11 protein-coding genes are annotated in these 14,680 nt (G+C 36.5%); 1 reads left to right on the top strand and 10 read right to left on the bottom strand.

Annotated elements, in window-relative coordinates; genetic code table 11:
- Positions 1–68: 68 nt before the first annotated feature.
- Positions 69–1,745 (top strand): dihydroxy-acid dehydratase, encoded by a 1,677-nt coding sequence (gene ilvD, locus HNQ80_RS22820; RefSeq protein WP_184313041.1) that lies wholly within the window; start codon positions 69–71, stop codon positions 1,743–1,745.
- Positions 1,746–1,958: 213 nt separating this feature from the next.
- On the opposite strand, the gene HNQ80_RS22815 is transcribed toward ilvD, so the two are convergent.
- From HNQ80_RS22815 to HNQ80_RS22770, 10 genes are all read right to left on the bottom strand, one after another.
- Positions 1,959–3,572 (bottom strand): mannitol dehydrogenase family protein, encoded by a 1,614-nt coding sequence (locus tag HNQ80_RS22815; protein WP_184313039.1) that lies wholly within the window; start codon positions 3,570–3,572, stop codon positions 1,959–1,961.
- Between the two features lie 136 nt (positions 3,573–3,708).
- Entirely contained in the window at positions 3,709–4,779 is a 1,071-nt protein-coding gene (gene uxuA, locus HNQ80_RS22810) for a mannonate dehydratase (RefSeq protein WP_184313037.1), read from the bottom strand.
- Between the two features lie 220 nt (positions 4,780–4,999).
- Positions 5,000–5,470 (bottom strand): YcxB family protein, encoded by a 471-nt coding sequence (locus tag HNQ80_RS22805; protein WP_184313035.1) that lies wholly within the window; start codon positions 5,468–5,470, stop codon positions 5,000–5,002.
- 8 nt (positions 5,471–5,478) lie between these two features.
- A complete protein-coding gene (locus tag HNQ80_RS22800) occupies positions 5,479–6,771 on the bottom strand; it encodes a TRAP transporter large permease (protein WP_184313033.1) in 1,293 nt (430 codons plus the stop codon).
- Complete coding sequence (locus HNQ80_RS22795; protein ID WP_184313031.1) at positions 6,771–7,295, bottom strand: TRAP transporter small permease; 525 nt, start codon at positions 7,293–7,295, stop codon at positions 6,771–6,773. Before HNQ80_RS22795 ends, HNQ80_RS22800 begins: the two co-directional genes overlap by 1 nt.
- A gap of 82 nt (positions 7,296–7,377) precedes the next feature.
- Positions 7,378–8,433, bottom strand: coding sequence for a TRAP transporter substrate-binding protein (locus HNQ80_RS22790; RefSeq protein ID WP_184313029.1), 1,056 nt, complete (start codon positions 8,431–8,433; stop codon positions 7,378–7,380).
- 663 nt (positions 8,434–9,096) lie between these two features.
- Positions 9,097–10,584 carry a UxaA family hydrolase gene (locus HNQ80_RS22785; RefSeq protein ID WP_184313027.1) on the bottom strand — a complete coding sequence of 496 codons (1,488 nt, stop codon included), beginning with the start codon at positions 10,582–10,584 and terminating at the stop codon, positions 9,097–9,099.
- A gap of 45 nt (positions 10,585–10,629) precedes the next feature.
- Positions 10,630–12,036, bottom strand: a complete 1,407-nt coding sequence (gene uxaC / locus HNQ80_RS22780) for a glucuronate isomerase (protein WP_184313025.1) — start codon at positions 12,034–12,036, stop codon at positions 10,630–10,632.
- Between the two features lie 82 nt (positions 12,037–12,118).
- On the bottom strand, positions 12,119–13,561 hold the full coding sequence (locus tag HNQ80_RS22775) for a tagaturonate reductase (RefSeq protein WP_184313023.1): 1,443 nt from the start codon (positions 13,559–13,561) through the stop codon (positions 12,119–12,121).
- A gap of 105 nt (positions 13,562–13,666) precedes the next feature.
- Entirely contained in the window at positions 13,667–14,680 is a 1,014-nt protein-coding gene (locus HNQ80_RS22770; RefSeq protein ID WP_184313021.1) for a LacI family DNA-binding transcriptional regulator, read from the bottom strand.

Raw genomic sequence — 14,680 nt, 5'->3', positions numbered from 1 at the left:
TGTATGACAACACATTTCAGTAATTTATATATAGACTGAACAATCATTTGAGGGGAGATGTAATTGCCATGTATTGGAGAAGTAAAGATATACTTAAACAACCTGAGTGGTCCAATGTTCGAGCTTTGTATAAGTCTAGTGGATATACAGATGATGATTTATCGAAACCAATCATTGCAGTGGTGAATTCATTTAGTACCATATGTCCCGGTCATTTCAATTTAAGAAGTTTGGCCCAGCATGTAAGAGAAGGAATTCGAGCTGCTGGAGGTACACCTGTAGAATTTGGAACCATTGGGGCCTGTGATGGCATGGCAATGGGTCATGACGGTATGCGATTTGTTCTTCCAACCCGGGAATTAATTGCAAATGACATTGAAATGATGATCCAGGCCCATCGCTTGGATGGCATGGTATTACTGGGTTCCTGTGATAAAATTATTCCAGGCATGTTAATGGCGGCTGCTCGACTAGACATTCCAGCTATCTTAGTAAATGGCGGCCCTACCCTGCCTGGCAAACTCAAGACCAATAATCCCTACGGAGGAGAATATGTTGATCACTCCATCATTCAACAATCTTTAGGCTCTTTGCAGTCAGGTAAAATGAATGAAGAGGATTATTTATGGCTAGAAGACCATGCTGTACCTACCATCGGTTCTTGTGCTATGTTAGGAACTGCCAATACCATGGGCTGTCTATCAGAAGCCTTGGGAATGACTTTGCCTGGCAGTTCTACCATTCCAGCAGTATACAGTGCCCGCATGGCAGTCGCATATGAAAGTGGGAAGGCTATCATGTCATTGGTCCAGAATAATTTAACCGCACGGAAGATCATCACTCGAGATTCTCTAGAAAACGCTATTAAAGTAAACTCTGCCATCGGAGGTTCTACCAATGCTGTACTTCATATATTGGCCATTGCTTATGAAGCAGAGATTGATTTAACCCTTGAAGATTTCGGCAGAATCAGTAAAGAAGTTCCTCATATTACGCCTTTAATCCCTGGGGGTCCCTATACCCTCCTTGACTTGCATGAAGCTGGAGGTATACCGGCAGTGATGAAGGTGCTAGAAAAATCATTGGCTTTAGACGCCATTACTTTAACCGGAAGAACCGTAGGGGAAAATAGCAGCAAGGTACGTGTAAAAAATACAGACGTCATAAGAGACTTGACCAATCCTTCAAACAAAAATGGTGGGATAGCAGTGCTAACAGGAAATCTCTCCCCTGAAGGAGCTGTAACCAAGCCTTCTGCAATTCCAAAGGAAGCCCACACATTTAGGGGACCTGCCGTTGTATTTGAAAGTGAACAAGATGCACTACAGGGTATTACTTCCGGTATGATTAAACCAGGTGATGTCCTAGTCATAAGAAATGAAGGACCTAAGGGCGGTCCTGGTATGCCAGAGATGTATAAAGCCATGAAACTGCTGGTTGGCATGAATCTAGGGAGCAAAGTTTGTGTAATTACAGATGGTCGTTTTTCCGGATCAAATAATGGCTGCTTTGTTGGACATATTTCCCCAGAAGCTGCAGAAGGCGGGCCCATTGGTGCTGTAAGAAATGGAGACATTATCGCTATCGATGTAAATCAAGGAACCATAGAGGTGGAATCAGAAGATTTCTCTGAAAGATGTAAAGATGTAAATTGTTATACCAACACAAAATTCAAAGGGTACCTTTTTTCCTACGGTAAACTTGTAAATTCCGCAGCTAAGGGAGCCATTATTCCTGTACGTTAAAAGACACCCTCTCCTGGTGCCTTATGATTAAGATACTTATATTTTTCTCTCCATCTGATTTATAATACAGTTAAACCCGTCCTATCAATTTTACAGGGCGGGTTTAACTTTTAATGATTTAAGAATTTCCTTAACCTTCTCTACAGTTTGTCTTGTGTCATTTACTGGTAATTCATTCTATCATTATATTTATAAGCCAGATAACTATACTATTTAGTAAACATACCTTTTTAATGTTTTTCTAATCGCACCCTTCGATGCGACCAACTCTTCAAAGTAGTTTTCTATAATTTCGCCTAATCCTACGTCATATAGGTTTATACCAAAAATAGTAGCATTGGATAAGATAGGTCTAAGTTGTTCATGGAATGGGCCTTGATCTCCAAGGGAAATAGACGCTACGTAAGGTGTTACTTCTGCCAAAAGGGGATCTGCGCTCAGTTCCATTTTATTTCCATTGTCATCAATACCCATTAAGTATCTGCACCATCCAGCTAGAACAAGGGAAATAAGCTTCAGATCTGTAACATTTAAGTCTTCTCTTGCTATATAAGCTTTTATGGTTTCTCCAAAACGAATTCCTAGTTTCTGCGAAGTATCTGTCGCAATTCTCTGGGGTGTGTCAGGCATAAATGGATTTGGAATCCTTACTTGAAGTACTTCATCAATAAACTTCTTCGGATCAATAATTCCTGGGTCTACCACCACAGGCAAACCTTCTACATAACCAATCTTCTCTACAAGAGACTTCAATTCAGGATCTTCCATTTCCTTCGAAATTAAAGTATATCCGAGCAAACAGCCGTATATGGCAAGGGCTGTATGAAGGGGATTAAGGCAAGTACAAACCTTCATTTTTTCCACTTTATCTACGGTTTCCCTATCTGTAAAGATAACTCCACCTTCTTCAAGATTAGGCCTTCCATTCGGAAATAGGTCCTGTATAACCAAATACTCCGATTCTTCTGCATTTACGAAAGGCGCCACATAGGTATTTTTTGATGTAACAACATCCTCTACATCTTCAAAACCAACATCTTTCAACATCTTTCTTACACTTGGATCTGGTCGTGGTGTAATCTTATCAATCATACTCCATGGGAAAGCCACAGATTTAGGATCACTAATATATGCTTCAAAGCCTCCATCTACGAGTCCATTCTCTACCCACTTTTGGGCAAAGGTATTTACAGCATGGAAAAGCTTTGTTCCATTGTGAGACATATTATCCATACTTACTAGTGCGAGTGGTGTTTTTCCATTGAGGTATCTTTCATATAAAAGAGAAGCTAGTTTACCGATATAGCTTACTGGACTTTGGGAGCCATTATTAAAGTCTTCCACTACCGCAGGGAAATATTCTCCCTTGGCATCATTTAAGCTGTATCCCTTTTCTGTGATTGTGAAACTTACCATTTGCAGACTTGGATTGACAAAAATTTCTTTTAGCCTATTCCAGTTTTCTTTATTCTGTGGATCTACAACCAAGGATTCTACAATGCTGGCAATCACAGTTTTTTCTATGCTGCCATCAGCCTTTAGGGTAACAAGCACACTTAGGTTGTCATGGGGCTTATTCATTTTTTCTATGATTTCATAATCAAATCCTTCTGCTACAATGATCCCCTTATCACTCTTACCCTTATTTAAAATGTTTTGCTGAACATTGGCTGTAAACGCTCTAAAAATATTCCCAGCACCAAAATGAATCCAAGTAGGGTTTGCTTTCGTATTGGCTTTCACTTGCTCAATATCAAATTCAGGTAGTTTAAATCCTGCATTTTCCCAAGCCTTTGCATCAATTAAATTCCTAATGTTTAATTTCATTTTAGTCCACCTCTTTCTTATATTTTCCCAAAGTTCACTAAGCAATATCTATATATCTAATCCTATCAGACATATATAAGGACATTATGTCTGATAGGATTGTTTATTCAACAACTTCCTTTTTTGATATGTTTTATTATTGCTTAGCTGACTTCTCTATGGCCTCCCATAATCCTAATAGGTAGGTTGCCCCTAAAGCTCTATCATAGAGACCATAGCCAGGCATCGCCTTTTCGCCCCAAATCATCCTTCCATGGTCAGGCCGAATAGGTCCGGCCATACCGATATCATAAAATGCTTTCATAATTTCAAACATATCTAAAGATCCATCAGAAGATAAATGCGCTGCCTCGTCGAATTTACCTGGTGCAAGATGGATAACGTTTCTTACATGGCCAAAGTGAATTCTTTCCCCAAAGCTTCTAATCATATCTGGAATATCATTGTCAGGATTAGAGCCTAGAGATCCTGTACATAGTGTTAACCCATTGTTCACAACAGGAACTGCATCTAAGAGTTTTTGAATATTTGCCTTATTGTTTACGACTCTTGGTAAACCAAATACAGACCATGCCGGATCATCCATATGAATGGCCATCTTAATTCCATATCTTTCACAGGTTGGCATAATCGCCTTCAAGAAATATACAAGGTTTTCAAATAGCTTTTCTTCATCTACCCCTTTATACATTTCAAATAGCTCTTTTACCCTGGAAAGTCTTTCTGGTTCCCAACCTGGTAAAACAAATCCCCCAGAATTGGCATCCATCTCTTCGAACATCTTCGCAGGATCAATTTTATCGATAAGCTCCTGATCATAGGAAAGGACTGTAGACCCATCAGGTCTCTCTTTTGCAAGATCAGATCTTGTCCAATCAAATACAGGCATAAAGTTATAGCATACTAGGTCTATGCCTTCTTTGCCAAGATTTTCGAGAGTTTCGATATAGTTTGCAATATATTGATCCCTTGTGGGAAGACCAATTTTAATATCATCATGTATATTTACACTCTCAATACCACTCAATTCAAGGCCTACTGCTTCTATTTCTTCCTTCATAGCTTTAATTGCTTCTCTGCTCCATACCTCTCCAGGCTTCGTACCATAAAGCGTTGTAATAACACCTACACAACCAGGAATCTGTCTTATTTGCCCTAAGGTTACAGTATCATATTTGCTTCCAAACCATCTTAATGTCATTTTCATTCTTGCAATCTCCTCTCTATCTCAATTAAAGTATACTAGTATGGTAGTATGTTTCTATTTGTTTGTCAATATGTTATAGCATGATTCTTCATTTCATAAGTTATCTTTCTTAGCAGGTTCCATTATTATTCATCCTACTTTTCTAAAAATATACAAAAACAAAGTCGCAAATACATTTTTTGTAAATACGGCTTCATCTTTGCATAATAGATCATTATATTTATTTTTGAGTCTTTGAAATGACATAGTCATAAAAGGCTTCTTTTTGTTTTCCTAATACTTTATTCGTTAGTACAAAACCATGCTTCGTCGTTGAAAATATAACAATCATACTCGGTTTTTTTGATACCCCTTTTATCGTATTCCATTTTAAATCCGAACTTTGTTTTTCAGTTTTCACATGAATTCCATGATCATCAAAGCTGATCTCCATATCATGGAGAACCGTTGCTACCTGTCTTTTGGCTCGCATATAAACGACTGCGGGTTGAATAACCGTAAATAAACAAATTGCAATTATGAAGAGTATTTTCATAAAGCTATTTACATCGCTCCAAAACTTTGCTGTCAGCAGTACCATGGCAACCGTAAATATCATATTACATACCCCTACCATTGAACCATAGATACCGTACATGGATAACTGCCAAAGATCAAAAGCAGTTGTTTGATAGGTAAACTTATATTTCATATTTCTCTTTACCTAAACAATGATGGAATCCATAAACTAAATCCAGGAACGAAGGTAATCAGTATAAGGGTAACGATCATACATAGATAAAACGGCAATGTGGCTTTAACAAGACGCTCCATGGATACTTTACTAACTGCAGAGCCAATAAATAGTACGGAACCAACAGGTGGTGTTAAAAGACCTATACCACAGTTTAAGACAAGTATAATCCCGAACTGAACAGGATCAATCCCTATTGAAGTTGCAATCGGCAGCAAGATTGGGGTAGCAATCAATATAATTGGCGCCATATCCATAATACATCCAAGAATTAAAAGAATAAGGTTTAGTAGTAGTGCTAAAACAATCGGATTATCTGATATGCTCGTAATAGCATTTGCTGCTAAAGTTGGAACATGCAAGCGTGTCAGTAAATATCCAAAAATACTTGAAGTTGCAATCAGAATGAGCACGATAGAAAGCGTATTTACACAATCTTCAAGCACTTTCCAAACGCCCTTCCAGTCAAGTCCTTTATAAATAAATACACTAACAATCAAACTGTAAATAACCGCAATAGCCGCAGATTCTGTAGCTGTAAAAATACCGCCAACCACACCTACCACGACGATCAGAACAGCTGCAAGTGCCCAAAAGGAAGAACCAAATTGTCTTATCAAATTCATCATGCTGAATTTTTCACCCTTTGGATAGTTTCTCTTCACGGAAATGATATAAGAACCTACCATCAAGGATACTGCTAGCAGTGCTGCCGGTAAATAACCTGCAAGGAAAAGACTGCCCACCGAAATACCACCAGCAGTAGTCGCATAAATAACCATATTATGACTTGGTGGAACCAAAAGGCCTTCACAGGATGAAGTAATGGTAACTGCCGTTGAAAAGTCATCATCGTAGCCTTGGTCTACCATCATAGGAATTAAAATACTACCAAGTGATGCAGTATCTGCTGCTGCAGAACCAGAAATACCTCCAAAGAAGTATGATGCAACGATGTTAACCATCGCCATACCGCCTCGCATCCAACCAACGCAGGCATTGGCCAGTGCAATCAGTTTTTCAGAGATGCCACCAGATCCCATAAGAACTCCCATTGTAATAAAGAAAGGTACTGCCATAAGACTGAAAGAACTAATCCCCTTTACCATCTGCTGAACAATGGTTGTAAGTGGAAGTCCTTGATACAAAAGAGTGAACAAGGATGAAAGCGCCACTGCATAAGCAATAGGAAATCTTAAAAACACCATGATGAAAAAACTACCAAGCAAAATCAATATTGCCATACTTTCAGCACTCATCATAGATCCTCCTTTTTTGCAAAAATTCCTTTGATATGATTATATAAAATCTCTATTTCGAAAATGAACATGGCTATACCTGCTAACGGAACCGGAAAATACATCCAGAACCTAGAAAGACCTGGCATACTCACATAAGATCCTTTTCCACCGATTTGCACTGCATACTTCCAGCCCACTACAAACATAACCACTGCAAGTGCTAAAACAGCAACATCTGAAAGAATATCCAAAACGAGTATTACTTTTTTAGGCAAATATCTATCAAATGCTGTCATACGAATATGCGCATTTCTTCTGATGGCTAGAGCAGCTGAAAGAACTGCCATGTATGCCATACAAGTTAAAACGATTTCTTCGCTCCAGGCTGGGTCTGGAATAAAAGGTATATATCGGCCAGCCACTGCCATAGTGGTAATAGCAATATCCACTACTAAAAGTAACTTACATAACAAAAGTACAAACTTATAAGCCACATCATATGCTGGTTTAATCTTCTCAATTGTATTAAAAATTGTAGGCATACCTTACCTCCTTAAAAAGTTAGACACAAAGGTTGTAACCCCCCTCTGTGCCTTTAAAATCTTCCTGTTAAATATTCAAATCTTATTTCATATCAACAATTTTTTTATAAAGCTCTTTGTTATCTGCTGTAGCAGACTCAATTACACCTTTAACCGCTTCCTGCCAAGGTGTCTTATCCTCAACATCTACAACCTTAACACCTTCTGATTTTAATTGTTCTAGTACTTTATTTTCAGCTTCTTCTGAAATCTTTCTATTGAATTCTGATGCATATTTACCAGCTTCCACAAGAATATTTTGCTGTTCTTCGGTAAGTTTATCCCAAGCTTCATCTGTAATGATTACTTGAATTGCGCCAAGTGTATGACCATCAAGAATTAAGCTTGGTGCAACTTCTGGGAATGCATTTGATTTGTAGTTAGCAATAGGCTGTTCAGCAGCATCTACTACACCTGTTTGTAATGCAGAATAAAGTTCACCGAAAGATACAACTGTAGGAGAAGCACCAAGTCCTTCTACCATACCATTCATAACAGGGTCATTGGATACTCTTATTTTCAAACCTTTTAAATCGTTCATACCATTAAGTGGTTTCGCTGAAAAGAAATGACGGAAACCTTCTTCTCCATAGAATAAACCTCTAACACCGCTACCCTTTTCATGGGGCTCTAGAAGGAATTCAGGAGCCAAATCAGAAGTAGCAAAATTCCAGAAATGCTCACGATTTACAAATGTATAAGGAATAGAAAGCAGTTTTGACTTTTCTCCACCGTAAGGTGTAAGGGCAAATGCTGAGATACGGGACATATCAATTGTTCCGCCGCCACCAAGCATTGTATCAAGTACATCATTTTCTGAGCCTAAAACACCACTTGCCTGAATATCGATCTTAATCTTTCCACCTGAAAGTTCTTCTACTTTTTCTTTAAAGGCTGTATCTGTTTGACCAACAATCGTATCTAGTGGATTAACTTCTGCATATACAAGTGTAATCTCTGGTTCAGCTGCTGCTCCTTCTTTGTTTGCTTCTTCTTTTGCTGGTTGTTCCGTTGGTGATTTCATACCACAACCTGCTAATGCTGCAATAATCAACACTAGCACGAGACTTAATGATAATACCTTAAAACCTTTTTTCATTTTACCCCCTCCAATTTTCTGTGTTTCATATTTGCATTGTAGAAAGTTCCTAAAAAAACCTTTTCATTAGATCCTTAGCCACATCTAGGAAATTTCTACATAAATGCCAATTTTCTTCTTTACATAGAGATAACGTTTTCTCTAAGTTCTAAAAAAGCTCTTTGCTTTATGCTATAAAATTCATCTATTACTTCATCATTTCCATTATACCCATCATTTAAAAGCACTTATACGTTTTAAGTAAATCATCAATACAGTAATCTATACCCTCAAAATCTAATATACCTTAGCGACTTTTATCTTACATTTCTATCTACAACATATGCTACCATACTAGTACGCTTGAGTCAATTATATCATCAATGAAATTATTTAAAATGGATCAAACTCATATCTACCATACTACCATATTACTATGTTAACATATTAACATATCTGTTGTCAATCATGATGTGAAATATGTCAAAATAGATACAAAAAGACTTCATTGTGATAGATTTCTCATCAGAATCTATTTAATCGGGGAAATTGAGTAATTAAATTTCTTAGACGACTAAAAACAGGGTGCAGAGAGATAGCTCATATATGATGAGATTTTTTGAATTATAAGTTTAGTTTTGCAACAAATGCAAAATCCTCCTCAAGTTTATTTTCTTCCCAGCCTTACAATGTTACACCTGTTTTAAAGATAGCAATTTCTCTAAATTCATTTTTTTCATTGTTAGCAAGCTTGCCGCTGGCAACCTCAACAATATAGTGAATAAATTCTTCCAATACTTCTTCCATTGATTTATCTTCTACAAGGATTCCAGCATTAAAATCTATCCAATTTTTCTTTTTATAGTAAATTTCTGAATTTGAAGATATTTTTATGGTTGGAACAAAGGTTCCAAAGGGGGTCCCTCTTCCTGTTGTAAATAAAACCATATGGCAGCCCGATGCAGCTAATGCTGTTGAAGCTACTAAATCATTTCCAGGAGCGCTTAGTAGATTCAATCCTTTTTCTTTTAATATCTCCCCATACTTTAGTACGTCTACAACTTTAGAATGACCTGCTTTCTGTGTGCATCCTAAAGATTTGTCTTCTAACGTAGTAATTCCACCTTTTTTATTTCCAGGGGATGGGTTTTCATATACAGGCTGATTATTCGCTAAGAAATACTCTTTAAAATCATTAATTAAGTGTACTATTTTTTCAAAGATTTCTTTGTTCTTCGCTCTTTCCATTAATATCGTCTCTGCTCCAAACATTTCAGGAACCTCCGTTAATACACTTGTGCCTCCCTGGGCAATTAAATAATCCGAGAAATTCCCTAGTAATGGATTGGCTGTAATACCTGAAAGGCCATCAGACCCTCCACACTTCAACCCAACCTTTAGTTCTGACAAAGGCACTTCTTCACGGGTATCCCCTTTCATTGCCTCAAAAATCTCTCTTACAAGGCGAACCCCTTCTTCTACCTCGTCTTCTACCTCTTGCGTTACTAAAAACTTCACTCTATTTTCATCTATGTTACCAAGAAACTCTTTGAATTCTGCTACTTGATTGTTTTCACAGCCAAGTCCTAATACCAGCGCTCCACCACAATTGGGATGATTCACCATACCTGACAAAATTCTCTTTGTATTTTCGTGGTCATCTCCTAATTGGGAGCATCCATAATTATGCTTGTAAACCTCAATATTATCAATTAAGCGTATATCTACTTCGTTCTTAAAGATATCTACAATCATTTGTCCGATACCATTTACACAACCAACTGTAGGAACAATCCATAATTCATTTCTTATACCCACACTGCCGTTTTCTCTCTTATAACCCATAAATACGCGATTATCTTTTGTGATATCTCTATCCACTAGTTTCTGATCAAAAGCATACTCAATCGTTCCACTTAACTTCGTCTTTGTATTGTGTACATGGACATGATCTCCTGCTTCTATATCCTCTAGGGAATAGCCTATAGGCAATCCATATTTAATGACATCTCCATCTTTGCTGATTTTCTTAATGGCTACCTTATGCCCCTTGGGGATATCCATCCTAACTTGTACTACCGCGCCATCGATTTCTAATGTTTCCCCGGCTTTTAAATCCTTAAGTGCAACTAACACATTATCTTGATTGTGAACTTTTATAAAGGTTTTCATAAATGCCCCTTTCCATTCTATGAATTTTAGTTTTTTCCTATCTTCTTATACATGAAATCCAAAATAACGATTGGCATTGTAGAAGCAAATATCTTTCACGATCTTTCCTAATAAATCCATATCCTTTGGAGCTTCTCCATTTTCTACCCATTTACCTAACAAGTTGCATAAGATTCTTCTAAAATATTCATGTCTTGCGTAGGATAAAAAGCTCCTAGAGTCTGTTAGCATTCCTACAAACCTACTTAATAATCCCACATTGGATAAAGCGATCATTTGTCTGATCATTCCATCCTTTTGATCATTAAACCACCAACCAGAACCAAATTGTATCTTACCTGGTATTCCGCCTCCTTGGAAAGATCCTATCATGGTAGCTAGAACTTCGTTATCCCTTGGATTCAAACAATAAAGAATTGTTTTTGGAAGTTCATTTGTCGTATCTAATGCATCTAAGAACTTGGCCAAAGCTTCCGCAAAAACATAATCCCCAATAGTATCAAATCCTGTATCTGGGCCTAACATTCTCATCATTCTGCTATTTACATTTCGAATGGTTCCAATGTGAATCTGCATCGCCCATCCTAGTTTGGCATACTCTCTTCCTAAAAATAACAATACATATGTTTTATATTTGCGAATATCTGATTCTGTTAATGTTTCTCCGTTTAACGCTTTTACAAAAATATTATTAATTTCTTCCTTATCTCCCTTTTCGAATACAATTGGATCCAATGCATGATCAGATACTTTACATCCTAAGGAGTCAAAATATTGGACACGTTCTTTTAATGCATCTAGTAAAGCATCCATCGCTTGTATGTCTCTTCCAACCACTTCTCCAAGTTTTTTAATCCAAGCAGTAAAGCCTTCTTTTTCAATATTAATTACTTTATCCGGGCGAAGAGTAGGTAATACTTTTACATCAAAGGTATGATCTTCTGCAACTTCCTTATGATATTCTAATGTATCTATTGGATCATCGGTCGTACAAATCACCTTCACATTTGATCTTTTAATCAACTCTCGTGCTGTAAACTCCTCTTTTTCAAGTAGTTCATTACACTTCTCCCAAATCCCTTCCGCTGATTCTGGGCTGAGTAATGTATCTATTCCAAAATATCTTTGTAGTTCTAAGTGAGTCCAATGATATAGCGGATTTCCGATTGTATAGGGAACAGTCTCTGCCCACTTTAGAAATTTATCTTTATCTGCTGCATCACCGGTGATATACTTTTCATCGATGCCATTGCTTCTCATGGCTTTCCATTTATAATGATCTCCACCAAGCCAGATTTCAGTTATATTTCTATAACGCTTATTTTCTGCGATTTCCTTAGGATTTAAATGGCAATGATAATCGATAATTGGCATTTCCTTTGCAAAGTCGTGGTATAGCTTAATAGCCGTTTCATTATCTAATAAAAAATTCTCATCCATAAATTTTTTCATTGTTACCCTCCTAATCAATCACTGATTTATTGTTTTTCTTAAAAAAAATATCTTTTAGAACATATCTATCTGATTATAACTATTAGAAAGTTTTCACTGCTTCTTTCATACCTTTTTCTAATATCATTTCTAGGTAATCCGTCGTTTGTTGGTGCAGTCCGTCTATTTTATTTAAATCCATTTCCCAGTTTTTCTTATATCCTAATACTTTCTCAACAATCTTCTCTAGACTTTGTCTTGTTCCATCATACCCTGTCCACAAATTTTGATATAATGCAAGGATATCTTCATCATCTTTTAAGTCAATCCTCACGCCATCTCTTTCTCCTTTATAGAAGGCAATGAGTGCAGCAAGAGAAAATACCAATCTATTCGGTAGCGCATTATTAATGTTTTGATATTGTAAAATGGATGGTAAAACCCTTGTTCTAAATTTAGACATAGAGTTTAGAGATATACTCATTAGATAGTGCTTAATAAATGGATTCTTAAATCGATCCATCACTGCTTGGGCGAAGTCTTGCAACTCTTTCTTTGATAATTCTAATGTTGGGATAATTTCTTCAAAAACTGCATCCTGAATAAACTTACCAACCACTGGATCTTCCACAGCTTCTCTCACAGTATCCTTCCCATATAAATAAGAAACAGGTACCATCGATGTATGAGCTCCATTTAATATTCTTACCTTTCTTGTTCTATAAGGTGTAAGATCATCTACAAACAATACATTTAACCCTGCTTTGTCAGCAGGAAATTCATCCTTCACCCATTGAGGTCCTTCAATCACCCATAAATGGAATTGTTCTCCCTCCACCACTAAATCATCTATATATCCTAATTCTTTTGTAATTTCTTCTATTTTTTCTTTTGGATATCCTGGTACAATTCTATCTACCAAACTATTGCAGAAAGTATTGGCTTTATTGATCCAATCAACAAATCCATCTTCTAGATTCCAGAGCTTTGCATATTTTAATATAATCTCTTTTAACTTTTCCCCATTCTTATCAATAAGCTCACAAGGAATAATGGCAAATCCCTTTGTAGGATCCCCATTAAAGTTCTTATATCTGTGATATAAAAGGAAAGTTAATTTTCCTGGAAAGCTATTTTGAGGCTTGTCTTCTAATTGATCATTCTCATCAAAAGCAATTCCTGCCTCTGTGGTATTTGAAATGATAAATCTTAATGCTGGATTATTTGCAACCTCTAGATATTGATCAAATTCATTGTATGGATTAATCCCTCTACTGATCACATCTATAATGGCATGCTCACTCACAACAGCTCCATTCTTGATTCCGTTTAGATACAAAGTATATAATCCATTTTGCTTATTTAACTTGTCAATAAGCCCATTTTTTAATGGCTGCGTTACGACTACGCTTCCGTTAAAATCTGTTTCTTTGTTCATTTCATAAATGATCCAATCTACAAAAGCCCTTAGGAAATTTCCTTCCCCAATTTGTAACACTTTTTCCGTATAGGATTTCTTTTCAAAGCATTCATCAATTTTTTTCATTTGCCTTAGCCTCCTTTATTTTGTTAACGTGTGCACTATATTGTAAATATTAACCCATTATCTTAATGGGACCAATACGCTTAAGTCTTATTCTGCACGAAAGTATTATCTACTCATACCATTTATTTTTTTTACCGATTCTCTTATTTGCAGCGCAGTTGGAACATAAATCGTTTCACGTTCCAGATTCTTATCATCAATGAGCTTTATCAACTTGGCAGCTCCTTTGATACTAATTTCTTCAATAGGTTTTTTAATAGTTGTAAGCGCTGGTGATAAAAAGGATGAAAAAACGTTGTCATCAAATCCAATAATTGAAATATCTTCTGGTACCCTTAGCCCTTCATTCACAATGGCTTTCATCGCACCTACAGCCATATCATCATTTGAACAGAATACTGCTGTTGGAATATTTGTAAGACTTAGAAGCTGTTTCATTGCTTGATAACCACTTTCCATATCATATTTTCCTTCAACCATATACGCTTTATGAATTGAAATATTGTGATTGATTAAAGCCTGTACAAATCCTTCCTTTCTCTCATATGAAGATTTAAATCCTTTTTTCCCTTCAATAAGGGCAATGTCTCTATGTCCTTCACTTATCAGGTGTTCTACTGCATTTTGAACGCCATTCCGATCATCAGAGAGAATGTTAATGACATGAGCATCTTGGATTTCCCTATTCAGTACCACTATAGGAATATTCTTTTCTAATATATTGTAGATAAAATAGTCATCCTTTGTACTTTGGCTCATAACGATAATACCGTCAAAATGTTTTTTATTGATTGCATTCAGGTCAGCATATTCATCGATTCCGCTTACAATAAGATTAAATTCTTTATGTATAACATTGTTTACACCTTTAACTACTTCATAGAAAAAGCTAGATGATGTACCTTCATTAATTGTTGAAAAGAATAGTCCGATATTATAAGACCTATCGAGTACTAAACTCTTAGCATTATAATTAGGTGCATAATTCAACGTTTCAGCAATGGTCTTTATTTTTGTTTTTGTATGCTGACTAATTAAAGGACTATCATTTAAGGCTCTGGAAACCGTAGTATGAGAGACACCTGCAAGCTTTGCAATATCTTTTATTGTAACACTCAT

Origin of the sequence: Anaerosolibacter carboniphilus, from assembly GCF_014205875.1 — a bacterium.
GTDB lineage: Bacteria > Bacillota > Clostridia > Peptostreptococcales > Thermotaleaceae > Anaerosolibacter > Anaerosolibacter carboniphilus.
This window is presented reverse-complemented; position numbering and strand designations above follow the sequence as displayed.